This window comes from Candidatus Burkholderia verschuerenii (assembly GCF_001189365.1).
Taxonomy (GTDB): Bacteria; Pseudomonadota; Gammaproteobacteria; order Burkholderiales; family Burkholderiaceae; genus Caballeronia; species Caballeronia verschuerenii.
On the sequence record NZ_LFJJ01000173.1, the window covers coordinates 1 to 19620 of the forward strand.

The following is a 19620-nucleotide window of genomic DNA, read 5'->3' on the forward strand; positions in this document are numbered from 1 at the left end:
TTCAGCTCAACGTCATGCCTCAACCTCTACTCGTGCGCTGCAGACCTGGCTGAGATGTGCGTTTACGTCTGCACCAGACTGCGTCGTCGGGTCCATTCCGGCAAATTCAATTTTGCAGGCCCGACTACGTATCCCGCGCCTGATAGCCGACGAACTCGATGCGCGATGGTTCGACGCCCAGCGCACTCAATTCTTCGAGATATCGTTCGCGCGGGCCGTCGTTCGCGAGCAGGATGAGGCGTGAATCGGGCACGGCGTCGAGCACGCGCGCCCATATGCGCAAGGTACGTGGCGACGCCTTGCACGGATTATTCAAGCATCCGAATGTAATATGGCCGTTGCGATGCGCGGGCAATGGTCCGACATCGGGCGATGTCGCGCGCACGTCGTAGCACCAGAACGTCTCGGGCAGACGGAGCGTGCGCTCGCTGTAAAACGCCTCGAATTCAGGGCGATCGGGCGGATCGATCCACGGATCGCTCAGACGGTAACGGATCGCGCTGCTGCCCGTCGTGCCCGGATAGCCGAGCCACTGAACCTGCACCGGCGCGGGCCTGCGCGCGAACAACAAAGGACGCGCGCGCGACATATGCAAAGTGAGATCGACCAGCACGTCGATGCCGTCGTCGCGGATCACTTGCGCGAGTCGTTCGTCGCTCAATGTCTGCACGTCGCGCCAGACATACGTCGTCGGGCGGATTTTTGCGGTGATGTCGTCGTGTATCGAGCTCGAATAGCAGAAGATTTCGTAGTTCGCGTGATCGTGACGGGCGAACACGGGCGCGGTAAACATCGACTGGCAATGCGCGTTGAAATCCGGCGCGACATAGCCGATGCGCAGTCTGCGTTCGGGATCGCGCGCGTTGCCGTAAGCAGGTGCTTGCGATAGCCACGGCGTTTCATGGCGCGCCGCGAAGCGCAGACATGAGTCGAGTATGTCGCGCGGGTCTTCGGCGTGATAAGTCAGCGCGTAATTCAGGTTGCAATGCGCACGGACATCTTGCGGATCGCAGTCGACCGCACGATAAAAATGCTCCATCGCTTCGTCCATGCGGCCCATGTCCTTGAGCACGCCCGCCACATTGGTGTGGGCTCCGGTTACGTCCGCGTTCAGCGCAAGCGCCTCGCGCAGGATCGCTTCGGCATCGGACAGACGGCCCAGATCGCGCAGGAGGCGACCGAGACTGACACGCGGAGCCACGTAATCCGGGCGAAGCGTGATCGCTTGCTCGAATTCTTTCGCGGCCTCCGGAAGGCGGTTTTGCTCGGTCAGGATCACGCCGAGGTTATAAAGCACCTCAGGAAAATGCGGACGGATGCTCAGCGCGTTGCGACAGGCGGCTTCCGCGCCGCTCAACTCGCCGAGTCCGTGGAGGACGGTAGCGAGTGAGCCATGCGCCTCCGCATTGCCCGGTTCCATCGCAATGGCGCGTCGCCACGCCCGTCCGGCGTCGTCGAGCTTGTCTTCGCGCTCGAGTGTTTGCGCGAGACCGGTCTGCGCGTTCACGCTGTTCGCATCGACCGAGATAGCCGCATCGAACGCGAGCCGCGCCTGCTCGACTTCGTCGCTCGCCAGTAACGTGTAACCGAGACCGCATTGCGCATCGATGCTGTCGGGACGCAACGTCACCGCGCGTCGAAAGCAGACGACGGCGCGTGCCGGATTACCCTGCTCCCGTAACAAATCGCCGAGACTGCAAAGAATCTCCGCCGAATCGGGCAGCGCTGCCCGCGCGCGTCTCAACACGATGCGAGCCTCGCGCGTCCTGCCGTCGCTTCGCAGCAGACTGGCGAGATTCCGGTGCGCGTCGACATAATCGGGGCGGGCATCGATCGCGCCCAAATAAGCGGCTTCGGCTTCCGCGATGCGTCCATCATCCCGAAGCAGATTGCCGAGATTGTTATGCGCTTCCGCGAAATCGGGCTGGATGTCGATCGCGCGTCGCAGCGCAGCCTGCGCTTCATTGCGCCGCCCCGTTTGCGAGAGCAGATTGCCGAGGTTGTAATGCGCCTGCGCAAAATCCGGCTGATGCTCGATCGCTCGCCGATAGACCGCTTCGGCGCCCGACAGATCGCCCTTCGCCATCAACAGGTTGCCGAGATTGCCGTAACCGCCGGTGTAGGCCGGATCCACGGTGATAGCGCGTCGCCAGTGCGCTTCCGCTTCGTCCAGCCGGTTCAGTCGGAAGCAGCAGATGGCGGCGAGATTCAACGCTTCGACATTCGACGTCAGGCTGGACAGCAGCGGCTTCAGCGTGGCGAGCGCATCGACGAAAAGACTGCGGGTGTATTGTGGTGCGGCGGCGGCGTGATACAGGGACGAATCGGCAGACATGAAGCGGTTGGCGACCGGATAAAAATCCGTCGATTTGGGAATTAAGCAAAGATAAAACTAACAGAACGGCTTAGCGAATTCGTAAATAACTATAAAGTGCTGCAAAATTCGAAATAAAGCGCGTTTCGCTGCCTTATTCGACGCACCAGCCCCGCGTATGCCCGACCACCGCGACTTGCGCCGTATCTCAAAACCCAGCAAGCTTCCGGTCTGAAGCGGCCCGGCCGCAACGAACTCGCACCACAGACAAAGGCGTCCCATGTCCGACAAACCCACGATGAGCGGAGAGCGCGAAGGCTCCGACAATCCCGATCTGCTGTATTTGCTGCAGGGCGCGGCGGATTTCAGCCGTTTTGTGTTTCCCGACAGCGAAGCGCTTTTCAAGAGCCTGGCGCATCGGCAGACGCCGCACACGCTGTTCATCACCTGCGCGGATTCGCGCGTGTCGCCGGAGATGATCACGCAAACGCGGCCGGGCGAATTGTTCGTGTGCCGCAACATCGGCAATATCGTGCCGGCTTACGGCGAAATGCTCGGCGGTGTGTCGGCCGTGGTGGAATTCGCGGTGCTCGCGCTCAACGTGCGGCAGATCGTGATCTGCGGTCACTCGGATTGCGGCGCGATGAAAGGACTCTCGTCAGGCGCGACCATCGCCGATGAAATGCCGACCGTGCACGCATGGCTGCGCAACGCCGAAGCCGCACGCAGCGTCGTGATGGCGAAAAAACTCGACGAGGCGCGCATCGTTCAGGCGATGGTCGAGGAAAATATCCGTCTGCAACTGACGCATTTGCGCACGCATCCGGCCGTGGCGGACCGACTCGCGCAAGGTCAGTGCAGGTGCAAGGCTGGGTCTACGACATCGGACAAGGCAACGTCTCGGTGTTCGACGACTACGCGGGCACCTTCGAATCCATCCCCGACGCCCGCGCGCGCATGCAGCGCAAATAGCACGCCGGGCCGCTTACTGAATGCCCTTTTTCGCGGCCAGTTGCTGCGCCATCTGCAAGTGCTTTTCGATGGTCGGCAACGCCTTTTGCGCCGCTTCCTTCAGCTTCGCGTTCTGCCCTTCCTGCGCTTCCTTCTGGAAAGCCTGCACAGCTTCCTGATGCCCCTGCACGCCAAGCTTCTGGATATATGCCTCGTCGAACTGCTTGCCGTGCAGCGCCTTGAGCGAATCGAGCACGGACGGATCGGAATTGTCCTTCGGCACGGTCACGCCCGACGGCGCGGCCATTTTGAGTTGAATGGCGAGCTTGGTGTGATCGATCATCATGTGATGCGCGAAGCTCTTCACATCGGCATCCTGCGACTGTTTGGTCGCCAGCTTGGCGGCATCGATTTCGGTCGATCCGGCCGACGACGCGGCCTGCACGAAAGCCTTGTCGGTTGGCGGCAAGTCGTTGCCGAGCGTCTGACTCGCGGCCTGCGTCTGGGCGAGCGCGGCGACCGGCGCGGCGGAGAAAAGTGTCGTGGCGAGCGCCGCGACCACAATGGCTGAGCGTTTCATAAAAACTCCCGTAACAGGTATCGGTCACGAGAGGAGCAGCAATGGCAATGCCACGCTTCGTTATCGGAACGTCGTTTGCTGACTGATTCCCGGCTCACGCCGCACATCGCGCGATTTCCGCGCTTGTTACACTGACCACTCTTTCACTGTTGCGCGATCAGGAACGTCATGCCCGTCTACGATTACGAATGCGAGGATTGCGGCACATTTGAAACCGTGCGCCGCATCAGCGAGCGCGACGAACCCGCCGCTTGCCCGCAGTGCCACGCCGTCGCGCCGCGCGTGACCGTGGGCGCGCCGTCGTTCGGCAAATCGGGCGGCGCAGCGGACACCGACGATGCCGGCAGCGGCATCTACGGCATGACGCATCGCGGCGGCTGCATGTGCTGCCGCTGACATCGTTCCAACTTCTGCGATTCGGGCACGTCCGTTGCACACACACTCGGACGTGCCAGGCGGCGTATCATCTGAAGACGATGTGATGCATCGAGGATGCATCGCGTCGCGGGCATCGGGTAGCTGCAGCCTTTGCGCTTAGCGTGTTCCGAACGAATAACAGGAGGTGATAAGGATGACGATTCAATTCAGCGGGCGGCGTCATGTGGTAGCGGCGGCGCGCGTCGCATTCGAGGCCACGGTGGACGGACGTGAGGTCTGGTGCAGTGTCTCCCTCGATGCGCTCAACGATCACTTCGGCAATAGCGGCACCTCTTCGCACGATCTCCTATCCGCGTTCGAGGGAGGACGCGTGCAGATCGAAGGCGCGGCGCAACGCGCGCTCGAGCGCAATCACGGTCAGTCCGTGGAGCTCGAGACCGGCGACTTCAAGTAATCCCGGCAACGGGGCGGCGCAAGGCCGCCCTGCTCTTCAAGCGCCTTCAGCACGATACCAGTAATCCGATCAGCAATCCACCTACGGCCGCAAACGCAATCGACTTCCACGGATTGTCGTGCACATAGTCGTCGGTGTTGTCGCTCACGCGGCGATAGCGCGACGACATCGCATCGTGCGCATGGCTGAGCGAGCGCCTGGCGCGCCGCGCCACATGCGACGGATGAAACTGACTGCCCTGCCCTTCCGATGTCGCCGCCGCCGGCTGCGCGAGCACGGCCGGACTGTCGCCGCCCTCGAGCACGCTGCCATGTACGTGATGCGGCGCGATCATCGCCGGCCGATGCGCTCCGACCGGCCCGAGCGGCGACAAACCCGCACCCTGACTCTGCACGGCCGACGGCGTCAGCGCGGCCTGAATGCCGCTCACGCCGCCCGATGACGCCGACGACGGCGCGTCGATCGGGGTAACGGATGCGGTGCTTCCACTGCCGTTTGCGTTTTCCACGGCGCTTCTCCTTGGTTCACATCGTTCTCGCTTACATCGTCCGCTTCACATCGTCCGCTTCGTGTCGACATTTGCACGCTGCACTGCAAAAACGATTGTCTGATCAAAAAACCATGCTGTTAGCGTCGCACCGAACGGGCCCGGCCGCAACCTGGCCTTTCAGCCAAGCTCGACGCGCCGGTTCATCGTAATTTTTCTCACATAAGCGTGAGAAACGTTCGTTTGTCGCCGGCCTCGCGGCGGCCTAGGATGGCGGGCATCGCAGAGGCCGCGCGCTTGTGAAGAAAACAGGCACGGTCGGCGGATCGTGACTTCCGCGGCTTGCATCATTCGTTTCACGCCGCGCGGAAACATCGCGCCGCGCGCATCGATACGATGGCTTCGCGACTCACTCATCACACGGCCCGCCATGAATCCCGTCAATCTAGCTCAACTGCTTATCCTTGCCGCGCTATGGGGCGGCCGTTCCTGTTCATCCGCGTCGGCGTCGGAGAATTCGGCGTGGCGCCGTTGATGGCGCTGCGCGTCGGTATCGGCGCGGCGTTTTTGCTGATCGTGCCGATCCTTCGCGGCTCATCGCGCGATGCGTTGACGACGATGCGCCGTCATGCGCGACCGCTGTTCATGGTCGGCATCCTGAATTCCGCCGCGCCGTTCTGTCTTTTTGCCTATGCCGAACTGACGCTTTCGGCGGGCGTCACGTCTGTGATCAACGCCACGACGCCGCTCTGGGGCGCGCTCGTCGCATTTCTGTGGCTGAACGATCGCCTGACGCGGCTGCGCGTCGCGGGACTCGCGATCGGCTTCGCGGGCGTGCTGGCGCTGGTCTGGGATCAGATGTTCGTGCACGACGCGAGCGCTGCGCCCGTGTCGCCGCTCGCGACTGCGTTGGCCGCGCTCGCCGCACTCGGCGCGACGCTGTTCTATGGCATCGCGGCAAGTTACACGAAGCGGCATCTGACGGGCGTCGATTCGCTGACCGTCGCCACGGGTACGATGACCGCCGCGACGGTCGTGCTGCTGCCGTTCGCCGTGCTGTACTGGCCTGCGAGCGCGGTGTCGACGCATGCGTGGGGCGCAGTGATTGGACTGGGCGTCGCGTGCACGGGCGTCGCGTATATGCTGTTTTTCCATTTGATCGCAGTGGCCGGACCGGCGCGCGATTACGGTGACCTTCGTGATTCCGATCTTCGGCATTCTGTGGGGCGCGATGTTTCTTGCCGAGCGCGTCTCAACGGGCATGGCAGCGGCGTGTGCAATCGTGCTGATCGGCACCGCGCTGGCGACGGGCGTCGTCAAACGCATTCCCGGCATGAGCGCGCGGCGCGCCGAATGCGCGAAACAATAACGTCGGCTACTTCCAGAGACTGACGAGCGGCCCGCCTTCGCCGCCGACCGGATCGCTGGCCGGGAACGGCAGCGCTTCCATCGTGCGGCGTTCGTCGTCCTCGAGTGCGTCGCGGCGAATATCCCATTGCTGTCCCGGCGGATACGCGCCGATCACCTGAAAGCGTCGTCCGCTCGTGAGCAGACAGTGGCCGGTGCCGGCTGGCAACACAAGCGCATCGCCCGCGCGCACGGCGATCACGCGTCCTTTTGGTCCGCCGAGAATCAGCTCCGCATCGCCCGATGCAATGCCGAGCGCTTCGTGCGCGGTCGAATGATAGTGGTGATAGTCGAAGACGCCGTCGCGCCATTGCGCGGGCCAGCCGTTGTGCGCGAACAGCGCTTCGAAGCGCCCGGCGATGTCCGGCTCGCGCGGATCGACCACGCCGTGCCAGATCAGCACCGGCAGGCGCGTGTTGTTGGGCACCCAGCCGTTCGGCGCGAGCATGACGGCATCGCAGCGAGCGTCGGATGCGGCCTGAATATTCAGCGTTGCATGAGCCATGATGCGTTTTCTCCTGTGTCGGCAGAAATCATAGCAACGCGTGTTCCCGTTTATTGCATTTGCCGCACGCTCAATGCCCGTGCCAGTGCCCGCCGCCTCCGCCAAAGCCGATGCCCAGCGACACCGAAGGCGCCGAGTAATATCCCGGCGCGTAGCCGTAACCATAAGCCGGCGCATAGCCGTAGACCGGCGCGGGTGCGGGCGCGTAGCCGTAAGGCGGCGCGTAGACGCAACCGCCGAGCGCGGCTGCCAGAACGAGCGCGGCCGATACCACCAAGGTCCGGCGGCCAGCTTTTCGTACGGATGATGTTGTGTTTTTCATGAGACCACTCCCCGATCGCTTACGACTTACCAGCGACGATATCCGCCGTGATACGCGTACCAGTCACGACGATTCCAGTAACGCCCGCCATCCCAGTAACGATCACCATGCCATCCGACCACGACGGCCGGCGCGGCAACCACGACCGGCGCGGGCGCGGCATACACGGGCGCGGGTTGCGCATACATCGGCGGGGGCGCCTGATACACGACGGGCGGCGGCGCATAGACCGGCGCGGCATAGACAGGCGCGGCGTACATCGGCGCCGGAATGCCGACATTGATCCCGAAGCTCACGCCACCCGCATTCGCGACACCACACGCCAGCCCCGCTGCTGCCGCGATACCCAAACCAATCAGACCCTTGACGTTCATATCGTCCTCTTTCCACGTATAGCCGCATTACGGCCATGAAGTCATGGTATCCGCGTGCATCGCACGGTGAGTTACAAGGGCTGTAACAGATGTGAATGCCGTGACGCATGCTGTAACGGCTCGTGAACATCCGTTCGATATGCTGCGCCGCCGCACGAATGGCTTGCGCGCGCCGCTCGCGACATGGGATAGTTCGGCTTCTCGAAATAATGGACGCGGGACGATGGACCTTTTGCGAAGCATGCGGATCTTCGTACGCGTGGCGGAAGCCTCGAGCTTCACCGTCGCGGCGCAGCAAATGGATATCACCACCGCGCAGGCGTCGCGCGCGGTCACCGATCTCGAAACGCATCTGCGCACGCGCCTGTTGAATCGCACGACGCGCCGCGTCGCGCTGACCGATGCCGGCAATCGCTATCTCGCGCGCTGCAAGAATGTGATCGCGCTGGTCGATCTGTCCGAAGCCGAAGCGGGCGACGCGCAAATCTCCCCGACCGGCGTCTTGCGCATGCACGCGCCGATCACCTTCGGACAGCATTACGTGGTGCCTGCGCTCACGCGCTATCTGGAAGCGTATCCGGAGGTGCTGGTCGAGCTGACCTTGTCGCAGGTCGTGCCCGATATGCTCGACGAAGGCTACGACGTGTTCCTGCAAGTCTCGACCGGCAATCTGCCCGATTCCGCGCTGGTTTCCACCCGCATCTGCTCGATGCCGAGCGTGCTGTGCGCGTCGCCGCGCTATCTGGAAAAGGCGGGCGTGCCGCGCAGTATCGAGGAATTGCCGAAGCACGCATGTCTGCAATTCGTGACCACCTTCTTTCCGGTCGATCGCTGGGGTTTCGAAGGGCCGCAAGGTCGCGTGGAAATCGAATTGCCGCCGGGTCGTCTGCGGGTGAATTCCGCCGATGCACTCGCCGTCGCCGTGGCCGACGGGCTGGGCATCGCGCCCTTGCCGGCGCTGTCCGCGCTGCCGACGCTCAAGAGCGGCGAACTGGTGCGCGTGCTGCCGGACTGGGAGTTGCAGACCATGAACGTCTACGCGATGTACGCGTCGCGCCAGTATCGCGACGCGAAGATCAAGACGTGGGTCGCGTTTCTGCGCGAGTTCGTCGAGGCCACGTTGGCCAACGAAATGGCGTGACGCGTCGAAAACTTAAGCTTTAAAAACGAAACCGGACCGCATAAAAACGGTCCGGTTTTGCTTTCGATTGACTGCTTTACGAATTCACCCGCACCGGCACCGCGGGCAGCAACTTGCCGTCGATACTCGCCTCACCGTCCCGACGATCAATCCGCCGATGATCACGTTCGTCGCGACGAACAAGCCCAGCGCGAGCCATTCCACCGGACCTTGCGCGCCACGTTCGACCATGCGGATCGCCATCGTCGGCAGCGCCGCGACGCCGAAGCTGAACGCCCAGTACGACGGCGTGAAGGTCTGTTGACGAATCCACGGCACGAGACGCGTCAGCATCAGCGCCTGATACAGCCCGTAACCGAACAGCATGTAGGCGAACGTGTCCGGCGCGCCGTGCGTGAGCGCGAGATACGTCACGCCTCCGACGACCGGCGGCGCGAGCTGGATGCCGAGCGTCGGGCGCAGCGCGTCGGCGAGCGGCTCCTTCACCGCCGCGCGATTCAGCACCATCGATTCGATCGCGAGCCACGAGAACACGCCCGCGCCGAAGAAGATCGCGCCGAGTTCGGTCCAGCCGAGGCCCGCCGCCGTCGTGCCCGCGACGAAGCTGGGCGCGACCGTCGGCAGATAGATCGCCGGCGTGATCAGTTCGGGCTTGCGGCCGCCTTGCTAGAGCCGCCCGTGCAGCAAGACGCCGAGCGCGAGCTGACTCGCCACGCCGATCGCGAATAACGCGATGCCCAATTCCCGCGAGTACGTCTGGATGGCTTGCGCGGCGAGCATCGTCGAGACCGGCACGAGCGCCACGAACGACGATTGCACCGGATGACGCCATTCGGCCAGCGCATCGTCGCGCCGGGTCAGCCACTTGTGCCCGTAGGCGATCAGCAGCGCCAGCCAGACGGCCAGCGCGCCCGAGGTAATCAGCGCCGGCAGGCCGTGCGGCAGCGTCCACACATGCGCGGCCGCACGCCAGGCGCCCGCGAGCGCCAGCGCGCCCACCGCGATACCGAAAAACGCCACCGGCATCGGGGCGCGGCTGTTGTCGGCATCGATTGCAGTATTTGTTCGTATCCATTGCCCTTCTCCTTGATCGTTTCGGACGCGCATCACGCTCGTCCGCCGTTGGAGAAAGCTTAGTGGCGGGAGACTCGCGCGCCCATGTCGCGGCGTCTCGTTCGGCTGCTCGATCGTCTCAAACGCGCGTGTCGTTCAGAGAACCGCGCCAAGGGCGGTTGTATTCCCGGCTTCGGCGATCGAATCGCGTCGAAACGATCAGCTTTACTTGACGAACGCGTCGATGTGCCGCGCCAGTTCGACCGGATACTGGAACATCAGCGCATGTCCCGCGTCGCTCACGATATCGAGCGTCGCGCGCGGAATGATCTGTTCGAGGCGGCGCGCGTTGGTATCGACGAGCACGGCGTCGTTCGCGCCCGCGACGATCAGCGCGCGTACCGGCGTGCGGCGCAGCGCGTCGGCGGCCTGCGTGTCAGCGAACCAGTGCGTCATCGCCTGATTCTGCTGCGCGGCGACGGCGTCGGGCACTGCTGTTTTCGGGTATCCGCGCGGCGCGAACATGTCGCCGACGAAGCAACGTGTCGCGTCAGGCACGGCATCGGCGGGAAACAGCGCGCCCATGATCTTGCCGAAGGCATCCGCGCCGGATGACGACAGCGTCGTCTGCATCTCGGGCGTGAGCGGCACTGCATCCGGGCCCGGCGGCGCGGTCGTGATCAGCGTGAGCGACGATACCTTGTCCGGCGCGTCGAGCGCCAGTTGCTGCGCGATCATGCCGCCCATCGACCAGCCGACGATATCCGCACGCGGCAGCTTCAATGCGCTCAGCAGATCGGCGGCATCGGCGGCCATGTCGCGCATGCCGTAATCCGGTCCGAAGCGCTCTGCCCGCGCACCCATCGCACCCATCACACCCATCACACCCATCGCACCCATCGCGCCCATCGCGCCCATCGCGCCCATGCCGCGATTGTCGAACACTATGACCTCGTGATGTCGCGCCAGCTCGCCCAGAAAGTACGCGTTCCACTCGGCAAGCGTCGCGCGATATCCGGTGATCAGCAGCAAGGGCGTGCCGTGCCCGAAGCGCACGTAGGAGATCGGCCCGTTGCGGCCCTGCGCGATCTTCGGACGCACGGCGGCGTCATGATCGGGACGCGGCGTGGTCATGCCGCATACCTGACTCGGGCCGAACGACACATCGTCGGCGAATGCGGGCGTGGCGAGGAACGATAAGGCGATGGTCAGGCCGGACACGGCGCGCGCGAGCGTCGTCGGTTTCATCGAATGCTCCGGGTGAAGGTGCGTTTTTCAGATCGATCGAAGTGACAGCGCCGACAATGGTACGGATCATGCGAAACTCGTGCACGTCGCGCCATCGGCTTCGGGAACAGGAGAGACTTGGAATGAAACACCGCTTCGCGCGTTTGTCATGTTTCATCGGCGCATCGCTGATTGCGCTTGCCGCCTGCACCGGCCCGGTCGAATTCTCGACGACGGCGAATCCGCCGCCCGCCACCAACGACACCACGAATGCCGATTTCAGCGGCATGGATCACGCGATGGATACCTGCAAGGCCGCCGCGCGCCGGGCCGGTCCCGGCCAGTGCACGCAGGTGCGCGCTTATGAAGCCTGCATGAAAACGCAGGGCTATCTGACGGTGCTCGGACCGGAGAATCCCAAGAGTTGCGGCCAGCCGACCTGGGAGCAGGACGCGCGCAAGCTGCTCGAATGAACGCCGGCGCGATTAATGCCGGTTCGCCATCCGCATGAACACGACGTAGAGCAACGCGCCCGCCCCCGCGCCGATCAGCCAGCCGAGATTGTTGGCGGGCAATAGCTTGAGCAGTTGCGTCGACAGTTCCCAGCCGACCGAAACGAAGCCCGACAGCAGCAAGGCCGCGAGTCCGACCTTGTTCCATCCGCCGTCGTAGTAGAAGCGGCCGCCGGGCTGCATCGTGTAGAGCTCGGCGGTTTTCACTTGCTGACACTTGACGAGGTAGTAATCGGCCATCATCACGCCGTACATCGGCGCGAGCACGGCGCCGAACACGCTGACGAAAATCGTAATCGCCTTCGGGCTGTCGACGAAGATCCACGGGCACACCAGCACCGCGAGAATCAATGCGATCAGTCCGCCGCGTTTGAAGTCGACATGCTTCGGAAACAGATTGGCGATGTCGTACGCCGGCGACACGAAGTTCGCGACGATATTGATGCCCATCGTCGCGATGATGAACGTGATGCTGCCGATCGCCACCCACACCTTGTTCTCGATACGCGAGACGATCTCGACCGGATCCATGATCATTGTGCCGAACACTTTCTCGCTGCCTGCCGTGATGATCGCGAACGCGACAAAGTTGAACGGCAAGCCGAGGAAGTTGCCGATCTTCATCTGCCGCTCGCTTTTGGCGAAGCGCGAGAAGTCGCCGAAGTTGAGCAGCAGCGCCGCGAAGTAGCTGACGACCAGCAGAATCGCGTTGATCATCGCGTGGAGCTGATCGTCGCCGGAAAGCACCTTGCCGCCGAGCGTCATGTTGAGACTGCCGAGTCCCGCGCGATAGAGAATCCAGCCCATCAGCACGAACATCACCACATACACGGCCGGTCCGCAAAAGTCGATGAACTTGCGGATGATCTCCATGCCGCGTTGAAAGATGATCAACTGCAGCAGCCACATGAACAGAAAGCTGACCCAGCCGAGCAGATCGAGATGGACGAAACTGGTCGTGCGCCACGCCGCCACCGACGGCACGAACAGCAGCAGCAAAGTCGCCACCGCCTTCGACGCGAAGTAGGTCTGCACGCCGTACCACACGATGCCGACCACGCCGCGAATCAGCGCGGCGAGATTCGCGCCCATCACGCCCATCGAGACGCGCGCCATCACCGGAAACGGAATGCCGTGCACGAGACTCGGTTTGCCGACCCAGTTCATCAGCACATAGACGATCAGAATGCCGATGGTCAGCGCCAGCAGCACCTGCCAACCCGATATGCCCAGCAGAAACAGGCTAGCCGCAAAGGTATAGCCGCCGACGCTGTGCACGTCCAACATCCACATCGCGAAGATGCTGTAGCCGGTCCAGGTGCGCCGGGCGCGCGGCACGGGCGCGAGATCATGGTTGTAGAGGCGTTCGTCGGTGTTGGCGAGGTCGACGTCGGCGTTCGCGTCGAGGGCGGATGCATCGGCTGCGTGGGATGCGGACATGATGCTCTCCTTGGCCGCAAGCGCCATCGCGCCGTCGGCGGACGAAAAGATCGAGCGGCTCGGCGCTGAGTCGAAGATCGACATGAAGATCGAAACGTTTGCGCGCTTGCCGTGAAAGAAAGAGTAATGCATGTGGCGCGCGAGGTGAAACGATTCGCGCCCTTTTTGCGCTTATAGTCGGCGCGAAGGCGCATCCGATCTGCATCTAAAGTCGACGCACGACCATGCCGTTATGCGCTACATCATGAGAAACAATCGTCCGTCTTCGCACGACATGAACAACGCATCATCTAAAAATATTCCGCTGTGGAAAGCCTTCGCCGCTGCCGCCGAAGCGCTCGCGCTCTTTTGCCGTCTTCGTAACATCGACGCCGCCGATCTGCCCGCCGACCAGATCGACACGCTGCTCGATCTCGCGCTCGAGGAAGCCGCGCTGCAAGCCGCGTTCGAGGAGACGCGGCGCGGTTGACTCGGGCCGCCTCGGCGTCCGGAACGGGTGCGGAACTTGCTCGTCGACATGAAACCCATCCTGCTCCGTGCTCACGTCGACGGAGCGTCCCGGCCGATTCCCGCGCCGCGGAGGTTCCATGTCGAAGATTCTCGGTCCGGTGCTCGGGCCGCAAGTAGCGAGCGTCGCGCGTAATCCGTTCGGCTTTCTGCTGCGCACGATCAAGGCGTTTCGGGCCAATCAGGGCGTGCTGCTGGCGGGCGCGGTCGCGTACTACGCGCTGCTGTCGATCGTGCCACTGCTGATCCTGATCGTCATCGCGCTGTCGAATTTCATCGAGCAGAAAGAGTTGCTCGATACGCTCTCGCATCTGCTCGAATGGCTCGTGCCCGGACAGGCGCGCGCGATCGTGCGGGAACTGGCGAATTTTCTGACGCATCGCGCGGTGATCGGCTGGCTGCTGTTGGTCACGATGATCTTCTTCAGTTCGCTCGCCTTTACCGTGCTGGAGAACGCGCTGTCGGTGATCTTCGTGCATCGCGTCGCGATCCGGCGGCGGCATTTCCTGCTCTCCGCGCTGCTGCCTTATTGCTACATCCTCTTTCTCGGCGTCGGCATGCTGATCGTCACGTTCGTGTCGAATGGACTGCAGGCGATGGGCGGCAACAGCATCGATCTGCTGGGCGTCGAAGTGTCGCTCAGGGGCGTGTCGCGGCTGCTGTTGTATCTGCTGGGCGTCGCGGGCGAGATCTTCGTGCTGACATCGATATATCTCGTGATGCCGGTCGCCCGGCCATCGTTCAGGCTCGCGCTGCTCGGCAGCGTGACGGCCGCGTTGCTGTGGGAAGTCACGCGGCACGTACTGGTCTGGTACTTCGCGACCTTGTCGCAGGTCAGCGTCGTCTACGGGTCGCTTACGACGTCGATCGTCGTGCTGTTCAGCCTCGAAGCGCTCGCGACGCTCATGCTGTTCGGCGCGCAGGTCATCTCGGAGTTCGAGCGCGCGGGGGCATCGTCGAATCAGGAACCGCAGCCGTTCACGACTGAGTGATGCATTGTTGCACCGCGATCTACGCTATCGTTTTGCGATGACCCGATCCAGTTCCGCACCCGCCACGGCCCACACGACAGACGGCACGCGCATCCTCATTCTCACCACGCTAGCGATGATCGCGTTCGCCGGCAATTCGCTGCTCTGTCGGCTCGCGCTCAAGGGCACCCGCATCGATGCGACGACGTTTACGCTGGCGCGCATCGCATCGGCGGCGCTGGTGCTGACCGTCATTCTCAAGGCGCGGCGTGTTGCGGCAGGCAGGCAGCTGGACATCGGCGGTGATGCTGACCGTGTACGTGGCGACCTCGCCCACCGACCAGATCAGTTGCGAGATGTCCGAGCGCTGCTTTTCCTCGCCGTTGACGGTCAGCCAGATCGCGCTCTTTTCCAGATGCCCGACCTTCGCGACCGGATGAATCGGCCCGAGCGGCGCGGCGTGATCGAAGCCCTTCGCCGTATCCCACGGACGGCCCATTTTCTTCGCTTCGGCTTAAAGATCGCGACGCGTCATGTCGAGGCCGAGCGCGTAACCATAGACGTAGTCGAGCGCTCGATCAGCCGGAATGTCCTTGCCCTGCTTGCCGATGGCCGCGACCAGTTCCATCTCGAAGTGCAGGTTTTTCGTCTGCGACGGATACGGAAACTCGCCCGTCGATCCCGGCGCGACATAGACCACGGCATCGGCGGGCTTGCTGAAGAAGAACGGCGGTTCGCGATCCGGATCGTGGCCCATTTCGCGCGCGTGCGCTTCGTAGTTTCGTCCGACGCAATAAATGCGGCGCACGGGAAACTGTTCGTTCGAACCATCGACGGGAACGGCCACCGCCGGCGCCGGAGGAAACACGTGACTCATCCTGCTCTCCTGTTTTTTGGAATCGCTGATTCAGCGTTTGAAATGCAGTCCGGCAAGCAGTGTAACGCGCATGCGCGGTTCGCGGCGGAACGCGCCGAAGCCCGGCCGGCCGTGGCGCGGCAAGCTTTCGGCGCGCCTTCGGCGAGATCACGAAAGCGCTAATTTCGCGTCATGTCGACTCGTCTTCCTGCGTGCCGTCACGCGCCCGTAACTTGCCAGCGCCGCGCAAATGCGGTACTTACTGAATCACATTTACGCACTTCAACCTCGCGACGGCATCGCTCACGACGTCAAATGAGCGCCCGATCCGCGCATGTTTTTTCCATGACCGACACCGACTCCACAAGCTTTCCCTGCGCCCGCTACATCAAGGAAATCGGCCGAGGGCCGAACGGCGCCCGCGCCCTCTCCCGCGACGACACCTACGCGCTCTACGAAGCGATTCTCGACGGCCGCGTCTCCGAGCTCGAACTCGGCGCCGTGCTGCTCGCCTATCGCGTGAAGGGCGAAACTGCCGCCGAACTCGCCGCGATGCTGTCCGCCGCGCATCGCTCGTTCGAGCCGCTGCACGTTCAGGAAGGGCGCGAGCACGCGCGCCCCGTTTCGATTCCGAGCTACAACGGCGCGCGCAAGCAGCCCAATCTCACGCCGCTGCTCGCGCTGATGCTCGCGCGCGAAGGCGTGCCCGTGCTCGTGCACGGCGTCACCGACGATCCCGGCCGCGTGACCAGCGCGGAAATTTTCGCGGAGCTGGGCATTCCGCACGCGGCATCGCACGATGAAATCGAGGACAGTCTCGCGTCCAGAAGGCTCGCGTTTGCGCCGATCGCGTCGCTGTCGCCGAAACTGGCGCGGCTGCTGTCGATTCGCCGCATCATGGGCGTGCGGAATTCGACGCATACGCTGGTGAAGATTCTGCAGCCGTTCGCGGAGCCGGGCTTGCGGCTCGTGAACTACACGCATCCGGAGTATCGCGAGAGCCTGACGGGCCTCTTCACCGAACATTCCGATGCCGCGCAAGGCGGCGCACTGCTCGCGCGCGGCACCGAAGGCGAAGCGGTCGCCGATACGCGCCGTCAGGTTCAGGTCGACTGGTTCCACGACGGACAGATGCAGACGCTGATCTCGCCCGAGCACTCGCAACCGCATGCGCCGCACGTCGAGATGCCCGAATCGCTCGATGCCGCGACCACCGCGCGCTGGATCGAAAGCGTGATGCGCGGCGACGTGCCGGTGCCGCCGGCGGTCGCGCGTCAGGTGGAAGTCATCGCGGAAGTCGTGCGAAAGCCCGTCGAAGCGTCAGACAATCAGCCAAAACCGAATTGACAGATTCTTCAACGCTGGTTTAAAGTCGGGTGCATGAGCTTCACCCAATCCTCCTCCCTCCGAATTATTTCGGGCCGCCTAGCGCGGCCCCTATCGCTACGTCTAGCGTAAGTCGCCAGATGTAGCGCCGTGCGTCGCAAGGCGCGCGGTCCTCCAGCAGTTTCTCCGCAGTACGCAGTCTCCTTACTTACCAATCTGTAGTCATCAGCTTTTCGATTCGCGCATCCCGCGATCCGAAAACGCGAGGGTCAAATGCACGCTGCTTCGCGCACGTTCACGTTGGTCGCAGGCGTCACCCGTCATGGGACGCAATGTGGCCGCGCGCGCGGCAGAGCTGTCAGTGCATCGAGCCGAAGCCGGCCAGCCGCCGGGTCCGGAATCTCTCGCAGACGCTACGCAAACCGTCCGAAGAGAGATCGACGATCATGATGCCGAACCCCGCCGAGAAATACCGTCCGTTCCCGCAAGTCCGTCTCAATGGCCGCCGCTGGCCAACCCGCACGATCGAGAAAGCGCCCATCTGGATGAGCACCGATCTGCGCGACGGCAACCAGTCGCTCATCGATCCGATGAGTATCGCCGCCAAGCTCGAATTCTTCGAGATGCTGGTGAAAATCGGGTTCAAGGAAATCGAGGTGGGGTTCCCGTCGGCATCGCAGACCGATTTCGACTTCGTGCGCAAGCTGATCGACGAAAAGCGCATCCCGGACGACGTGACCATCGAAGTGCTCGTGCAGTCGCGCCGCGAACTGATCGAGCGCACCTTCGAGGCGGTCGAAGGCGCGAGCAAGGTCATCGTCCATCTCTATAACGCGATCGCGCCGTCGTTCCGCAAGATCGTGTTCAATCAGTCGAAGGACGAGGTGAAGGCGCTGGCTGTGGACGGCACGCGCATGATCAAGGAATGCGCGGCGACGCGGCCCGATACGCACTGGACGTATCAGTACTCGCCCGAGACATTCAGCATGACGGAATTGTCCTTCGCCCGCGAAGTCTGCGACGCGGTCGCGCAAGTCTGGCGTCCGACACAAGATCACAAGATGATCGTCAATCTCCCGGCGACGGTCGAAGCCGCCATGCCCAACGTCTTCGCGGACCAGATCGAATGGATGGACCGCAACCTGGGCTATCGCGACAGCATCGTGTTGTCGGTGCATCCGCATAACGATCGCGGCACGGCGGTCGCGGCGGCGGAAATGGCGCTGCTCGCGGGCGCGGATCGTATCGAAGGCTGTCTGTTCGGCAATGGCGAGCGCACCGGCAATGTCGATCTCGTCACGCTCGCGATGAATCTCTACACGCAAGGCATCGATCCCGGCCTCGATTTCTCGGATATCGATTCGGTGCGCCGTTTGGTCGAGCGCTGCAATCAGATTCCGGTGCATCCGCGTCATCCGTATGCGGGCGATCTCGTCTTCACGGCGTTTTCGGGTTCGCATCAGGACGCGATCCGCAAAGGCTTCGCGCAGCGCGTACCGGGCACCGTCTGGGAAGTGCCCTACTTGCCGATCGATCCGGCCGATCTCGGCCGCAGCTACGACGCCGTGATTCGCGTGAACAGCCAGTCCGGCAAGGGCGGCGCGACGTATCTGCTCGAACGCGGTCTCGGCTTCACGCCGCCGCGCGCCGTGTGCAGATCGAGTTCAGCCACGCGGTGCAGAAAGTGACCGATGCGTCCGGCGAGGAAATCACCGGCGAGGCGATCTGCGCGCTCTTCAAGCGCGAATATTTCGATGCGGGCGGCGCGGTATCGCGCGTCGATGCGGCGACCGTCGCGGTCGCGGATCGGCAGGTATCGATCGCGGCGGCGGTTGGCGCGGCCAACGGCGAGGATTGCGCGCGGGCGGTGGCGCAGGCGCTGGGCGTCGCGGCGAGCGTGGTGTCGTTCGAAACGGCGACGACATCGGGCGGCGATACGGCGGCCTTCGTCGGCTGCCGCGTCGGCGACGAGGCGACGCGCTTCGGCGTCGCGGTGCACGCGAATCCGGCGCTCGCGGTCGTCGGTGCCGTTGTCAGCGCGGTGAACCGGTCGAAGGGCATCGCGGCGAGCGTCGCGCAGGACGAAGCCGTCGAGGCATAAATAAGCGTGGGTGGCGTGGCGCTTATTCGAGCGCCACGCGCGTCGCCTGGAGCGCGAGCAACTGCCAGTTGCCCTCGCTCTGAACATGAACGGCCGTGTACGCAATGGGAAACAGCAGCGCGCCGTTTTTCGATTCCATCTCGATCAACGCGCGCCCCTGCACGAGCCAGGTATCCGGCCCGGCGGTCATGACATCCTGCGACTGGATCTCGATCTGCCGATAACGCCGCCGCCCGGCCGTGATCGCGTCGATGAACTGACGTTTGGTTTCGCGTTTGCCGTTGGTGTGCACATAGCTGACGTTTTCGGCCAGCAAGGCGTCGAGCGCCTCGCCATCGCCTTCGACCATCGCACGGAAACGGTCACGCTCGAGGCCGCGGATGGCCTCCATGGTTTTAGCCGGCATCTGTCGATTCCCCTTGTGTCGAGGAACCGCCTGGCAGGCGCCCCGATTGCGGTAGGGATGTCCATTACTGAACACCCCCCGCACAGATCCCGGCGTGCCCAATTGCCCAATTTAGGCACCGGGCTCCTACCTTGAGTACTTGACGGCAAAGCGCCGATCAGGCCATGGATGAAGAATGCGAGGGTAGTGTGCAGAATGATGTGCAAAAACGCTGAGGCGGCAGGAGCGCAGAGGCAGGGGTGGCCGTGGTGTAAGTTGATGAATGTCCAGTTCGTCAACCTGCCCTCGGGAGGGCTTACGCCATGGCC

At 63.3% G+C, this 19620-nt stretch carries 16 protein-coding genes and 5 pseudogenes; 10 read left to right on the forward strand and 11 right to left on the reverse strand.

Annotated elements, in window-relative coordinates; genetic code table 11:
- Positions 1-124: 124 nt before the first annotated feature.
- Entirely contained in the window at positions 125-2335 is a 2211-nt protein-coding gene (locus BVER_RS22750) for a tetratricopeptide repeat protein (protein ID WP_050455213.1), read from the reverse strand.
- A gap of 259 nt (positions 2336-2594) precedes the next feature.
- Here BVER_RS22750 and BVER_RS36335 point away from each other — a divergent pair.
- A pseudogene (locus BVER_RS36335) lies at positions 2595-3286 on the forward strand (carbonic anhydrase).
- Positions 3287-3299: 13 nt separating this feature from the next.
- Here BVER_RS36335 and BVER_RS22760 read toward each other — a convergent pair.
- Positions 3300-3845 carry a DUF4142 domain-containing protein gene (locus tag BVER_RS22760; protein WP_050455214.1) on the reverse strand — a complete coding sequence of 182 codons (546 nt, stop codon included), beginning with the start codon at positions 3843-3845 and terminating at the stop codon, positions 3300-3302.
- A 168-nt stretch (positions 3846-4013) separates the two neighbouring features.
- Between BVER_RS22760 and BVER_RS22765 the strand changes: the two genes are divergently transcribed.
- Complete coding sequence (locus BVER_RS22765; protein WP_050455215.1) at positions 4014-4241, forward strand: FmdB family zinc ribbon protein; 228 nt, start codon at positions 4014-4016, stop codon at positions 4239-4241.
- 175 nt (positions 4242-4416) lie between these two features.
- A complete protein-coding gene (locus BVER_RS22770) occupies positions 4417-4677 on the forward strand; it encodes a DUF1488 family protein (RefSeq protein WP_050455216.1) in 261 nt (86 codons plus the stop codon).
- Positions 4678-4723: 46 nt separating this feature from the next.
- Here BVER_RS22770 and BVER_RS22775 read toward each other — a convergent pair whose 3' ends face one another.
- Positions 4724-5185, reverse strand: coding sequence for an ElaB/YgaM/YqjD family protein (locus tag BVER_RS22775; protein ID WP_232316717.1), 462 nt, complete (start codon positions 5183-5185; stop codon positions 4724-4726).
- Positions 5186-5594: 409 nt separating this feature from the next.
- Between BVER_RS22775 and BVER_RS22780 the strand changes: the two are divergent.
- Positions 5595-6533 (forward strand): annotated as a pseudogene (locus BVER_RS22780) (DMT family transporter).
- Positions 6534-6539: 6 nt separating this feature from the next.
- Here the strand turns inward: BVER_RS22780 and BVER_RS22785 are convergent.
- The 3 genes from BVER_RS22785 to BVER_RS22795 form a co-directional block, all read right to left on the reverse strand.
- The gene (locus tag BVER_RS22785) at positions 6540-7076 is read right to left on the reverse strand and encodes a cupin (protein ID WP_050455217.1); all 537 of its coding nucleotides are present in this window, start codon (positions 7074-7076) and stop codon (positions 6540-6542) included.
- A gap of 70 nt (positions 7077-7146) precedes the next feature.
- A complete protein-coding gene (locus BVER_RS22790; RefSeq protein WP_050455218.1) occupies positions 7147-7398 on the reverse strand; it encodes a hypothetical protein in 252 nt (83 codons plus the stop codon).
- Between the two features lie 26 nt (positions 7399-7424).
- The gene (locus tag BVER_RS22795) at positions 7425-7772 is read right to left on the reverse strand and encodes a hypothetical protein (protein WP_050455219.1); all 348 of its coding nucleotides are present in this window, start codon (positions 7770-7772) and stop codon (positions 7425-7427) included.
- A 223-nt stretch (positions 7773-7995) separates the two neighbouring features.
- Between BVER_RS22795 and BVER_RS22800 the strand changes: the two genes are divergently transcribed.
- Positions 7996-8913: a LysR family transcriptional regulator gene (locus BVER_RS22800; RefSeq protein WP_050455226.1), complete on the forward strand. Its 918-nt coding sequence runs from the start codon at positions 7996-7998 to the stop codon at positions 8911-8913.
- A gap of 84 nt (positions 8914-8997) precedes the next feature.
- Here the strand turns inward: BVER_RS22800 and tehA are convergent.
- Positions 8998-10020, reverse strand: a pseudogene (gene tehA / locus BVER_RS22805) (dicarboxylate transporter/tellurite-resistance protein TehA).
- Between the two features lie 171 nt (positions 10021-10191).
- On the reverse strand, positions 10192-11214 hold the full coding sequence (locus BVER_RS22810) for an alpha/beta fold hydrolase (RefSeq protein WP_050455220.1): 1023 nt from the start codon (positions 11212-11214) through the stop codon (positions 10192-10194).
- 122 nt (positions 11215-11336) lie between these two features.
- Between BVER_RS22810 and BVER_RS22815 the strand changes: the two genes are divergently transcribed.
- Entirely contained in the window at positions 11337-11666 is a 330-nt protein-coding gene (locus BVER_RS22815; protein ID WP_050455221.1) for a hypothetical protein, read from the forward strand.
- 12 nt (positions 11667-11678) lie between these two features.
- Here BVER_RS22815 and BVER_RS22820 read toward each other — a convergent pair whose 3' ends face one another.
- Positions 11679-13145, reverse strand: a complete 1467-nt coding sequence (locus BVER_RS22820) for an NCS1 family nucleobase:cation symporter-1 (RefSeq protein ID WP_050455227.1) — start codon at positions 13143-13145, stop codon at positions 11679-11681.
- A 274-nt stretch (positions 13146-13419) separates the two neighbouring features.
- Here BVER_RS22820 and BVER_RS22825 point away from each other — a divergent pair, with 274 nt between their 5' ends.
- Positions 13420-13614 (forward strand): hypothetical protein, encoded by a 195-nt coding sequence (locus BVER_RS22825; protein ID WP_157056173.1) that lies wholly within the window; start codon positions 13420-13422, stop codon positions 13612-13614.
- A 118-nt stretch (positions 13615-13732) separates the two neighbouring features.
- Entirely contained in the window at positions 13733-14644 is a 912-nt protein-coding gene (locus tag BVER_RS22830) for a YihY/virulence factor BrkB family protein (RefSeq protein ID WP_050455223.1), read from the forward strand.
- Positions 14645-14939: 295 nt separating this feature from the next.
- Here the strand turns inward: BVER_RS22830 and BVER_RS22835 are convergent.
- A pseudogene (locus BVER_RS22835) lies at positions 14940-15500 on the reverse strand (fumarylacetoacetate hydrolase family protein); the annotation flags it as partial.
- 324 nt (positions 15501-15824) lie between these two features.
- On the opposite strand from BVER_RS22835, the gene ybiB reads away from it, so the two are divergent.
- Both ybiB and leuA read left to right on the forward strand, forming a co-directional pair.
- Complete coding sequence (ybiB, locus tag BVER_RS22840) at positions 15825-16826, forward strand: DNA-binding protein YbiB (protein WP_050455228.1); 1002 nt, start codon at positions 15825-15827, stop codon at positions 16824-16826.
- 425 nt (positions 16827-17251) lie between these two features.
- A pseudogene (gene leuA / locus BVER_RS22845) lies at positions 17252-18906 on the forward strand (2-isopropylmalate synthase).
- A 22-nt stretch (positions 18907-18928) separates the two neighbouring features.
- Here the strand turns inward: leuA and BVER_RS22850 are convergent.
- On the reverse strand, positions 18929-19312 hold the full coding sequence (locus BVER_RS22850; protein WP_050455224.1) for a nuclear transport factor 2 family protein: 384 nt from the start codon (positions 19310-19312) through the stop codon (positions 18929-18931).
- Positions 19313-19620 lie beyond the last annotated feature (308 nt).

Coding starts and splice junctions, on each gene's coding strand:
- BVER_RS22760 (WP_050455214.1), bottom strand. CDS start 3,845: ATGAAACGCTCAGCCATTGTGGTCGCGGCGCTCGCCACGACACTTTTC.
- BVER_RS22850 (WP_050455224.1), bottom strand. CDS start 19,312: ATGCCGGCTAAAACCATGGAGGCCATCCGCGGCCTCGAGCGTGACCGT.
- BVER_RS22820 (WP_050455227.1), bottom strand. CDS start 13,145: ATGTCCGCATCCCACGCAGCCGATGCATCCGCCCTCGACGCGAACGCC.
- BVER_RS22795 (WP_050455219.1), bottom strand. CDS start 7,772: ATGAACGTCAAGGGTCTGATTGGTTTGGGTATCGCGGCAGCAGCGGGG.
- BVER_RS22800 (WP_050455226.1), top strand. CDS start 7,996: ATGGACCTTTTGCGAAGCATGCGGATCTTCGTACGCGTGGCGGAAGCC.
- BVER_RS22825 (WP_157056173.1), top strand. CDS start 13,420: ATGAACAACGCATCATCTAAAAATATTCCGCTGTGGAAAGCCTTCGCC.
- BVER_RS22815 (WP_050455221.1), top strand. CDS start 11,337: ATGAAACACCGCTTCGCGCGTTTGTCATGTTTCATCGGCGCATCGCTG.
- BVER_RS22810 (WP_050455220.1), bottom strand. CDS start 11,214: ATGAAACCGACGACGCTCGCGCGCGCCGTGTCCGGCCTGACCATCGCC.
- ybiB (WP_050455228.1), top strand. CDS start 15,825: ATGACCGACACCGACTCCACAAGCTTTCCCTGCGCCCGCTACATCAAG.
- BVER_RS22830 (WP_050455223.1), top strand. CDS start 13,733: ATGTCGAAGATTCTCGGTCCGGTGCTCGGGCCGCAAGTAGCGAGCGTC.
- BVER_RS22750 (WP_050455213.1), bottom strand. CDS start 2,335: ATGTCTGCCGATTCGTCCCTGTATCACGCCGCCGCCGCACCACAATAC.
- BVER_RS22785 (WP_050455217.1), bottom strand. CDS start 7,076: ATGGCTCATGCAACGCTGAATATTCAGGCCGCATCCGACGCTCGCTGC.
- BVER_RS22790 (WP_050455218.1), bottom strand. CDS start 7,398: ATGAAAAACACAACATCATCCGTACGAAAAGCTGGCCGCCGGACCTTG.
- BVER_RS22770 (WP_050455216.1), top strand. CDS start 4,417: ATGACGATTCAATTCAGCGGGCGGCGTCATGTGGTAGCGGCGGCGCGC.
- BVER_RS22765 (WP_050455215.1), top strand. CDS start 4,014: ATGCCCGTCTACGATTACGAATGCGAGGATTGCGGCACATTTGAAACC.